Origin of the sequence: Bacteroides sp. 51, assembly GCF_010500965.1 — a bacterium.
Classification (GTDB): Bacteria; Bacteroidota; Bacteroidia; order Bacteroidales; family Bacteroidaceae; genus Bacteroides.
The window spans coordinates 1-2217 of record NZ_QVMI01000075.1 but is presented as its reverse complement, the minus strand read 5'-3'; the positions used below and the strand labels follow the sequence as shown (position 1 = coordinate 2217).

The window sequence follows — 2217 nt, the reverse complement described above, 5'->3', positions numbered from 1 at the left end:
ATACCGGTATTCTAGTGCCGGCCAGGACAGTTTAGCTAAGCCCATCATTTTAGATACAGCTTGGGTAGGCACAATTATTCGCGAACACAACGCACAACAAACCCCTGCGGACGAGAGGCGTAGATCTGACCCGCACCGCTCGAGGCCACGGGCATGCTCCATACGTACGGAGTCAGACTGGATGAACACGACCAGAAGTACCCGGTGTTGCCTGTGGCGCTCAAATCCCCATTGGTGTCCCGGAAGCCAGAGGCGGGGAAGCGCGGATCCAAAAGCTGAACGTAACTGGGGATTTGATCCAGACCATTGACGTTGGAAGCTGTTTGTACGGCGAAGTTACCGTTGGGACTACCGTAATAACTAGTGTTTTTACCAGATGCCTCCATCAGTGCCAGTTGTTCGGCGGCGGTAGGCAAACGCCAACTACCCTCAGCCCAACCCTTGGCGGAGATGTAACGACAAATGTCACCCTTACCGGTAGATGCATTGTAACCGGTATTGTTATTGTAAGTAGCAAAATCATCGTCAGTTTGAACATTGTCATTGAATGGGGCAGTGGTTTCATAGACATAAGGGATAGTAGTCCAAGAACTGATGGTATTTGTATATTCAGCGGGTTTGTACAAGATCTGTGAGGTGGAGAAGCTAGCACCTACAGGACTGATAGCCACCAGGGAACCCCACTGGAAGAAAACACCTTGTGCCTGGGCATCAACGCTCTTGTCGTTAGGGCCGGTAGAAAAAGTCAGCTTTCCGTCCTTCCAAACGATATTACTACCACCGAATTCGGCGGGAACAACAGGCTGAACATTCAAGGTAACAGGCACATCAGTGAATAATCCATCTTCGTTTACGAAGTTCAAGGTAGCGGTACCGGTAGAATTAGTAGCAACGGTGAACTTAACAGTGGTTGTACCTGACGTACCGGTTGTGGATTCTAAAGCAGTTTTAGAAGCAGGGGTAAGTACATTTGAAGCATCGGTTACAGAACCGATCTTCCAACTTGTATTACTCTGTACCGTAAAACTGTATTCTTTACTGGTAGCAGAAGCGTATTTACTTTTAACGTCTTTATAGATAAGTCCGTAATTCTTCTGCAACAATTTCACTGTAGCTTCATGTCCGCCCTCGGTGCGGAAGGTAACGGTCGATTCTTCATCGGTAGGCAGGGTACTGTTACCATTGGATTTAACAGCCGTAGTGGTAATGGTGTACTGTCTGGAACCACCATTAAAGGTTTCGCTTACCGGTTGGCCTTCCAGGGCAGAACATGTCTTGTTTACCGCCACGGTAACATTCTCTGTGTTAGGCTCCCATACCACCCGCAGGGTTTGAGCGCCGGCCAGGGTAGCGTCTTTCCGGGGAGTGAAGGTGAGCTGATATCCCGAAGAGATTTCAGTATCGGCCAGATAAAGCTTAATACCCGGCTGTACACTTGATGCTGTACCCTGAGTAACAGTAATTGGTTTGCGGATACGTCCGGCTTCCAGATAAATCTTTGCCGAACGGGAAGCACCGGTTTCGTTTGCTTCTAATTCGATATAGGTTTCGGTTATATTGTCTTTGCCACCTGTAGCAGGAACCAGTTTCAACCAACCGGCGGTTTGGCTTTCGTTCGTAGCGTCAACATACTTCTCTACCTTCCAACCGGTGGTATAGTCTGTCCATACATTAAGGGTATTTTCGGCTGTCTTGCTTGTCACGGCTTCTTTGTTAAAGGTGTATTCATCTTTATCCACCGCCAGGGTATATTGTCCGTCGGTAGTCAGGATATTCATCCCTACCCCGTTCCAGGTCAGTACACTGGCTTCGATATTAACCGGACCGCTACGGAAAGCAATATCAGGAGTTTCATAACCCGAACCGGATACTTTGGTGATATTGATGGTATATTTATGATTGCGAAGTACATCCAGATAGGTCTGTGCCGATCCGCTGCCGGTAGAGAAGTCCACGCGGTAATAGCTGGCTTCGCTGTCGCTGCCATAGGTACCACCCACTACCAGGCAGGTGCGTTTAAGCAGGTCTTTAGCTTTGGTATGGTTATCGGTATGGTTCTCAGCTTCCATGATATAAATCTCACGCACGCACTGGTTAGTGGTGGTGTTGATGGCTGTTCCATTGTATAATAGTGGGCCTTCGGTCAAGGTTGAAGAAGTGGGCACCACCGGATAGGTTACTTTACCATCTGTCAGACCTGCGGCCGTGGTAGGAACT

General features: G+C 48.5%; 1 protein-coding gene. It reads right to left on the bottom strand.

Features of this window, described 5'->3' with window-relative positions:
- Window positions 1-74: 74 nt before the first annotated feature.
- A partial coding sequence (locus D0T87_RS23420) for a BACON domain-containing protein (protein ID WP_304521322.1) occupies window positions 75-2217 on the bottom strand: 2143 nt, incomplete at its 5' end.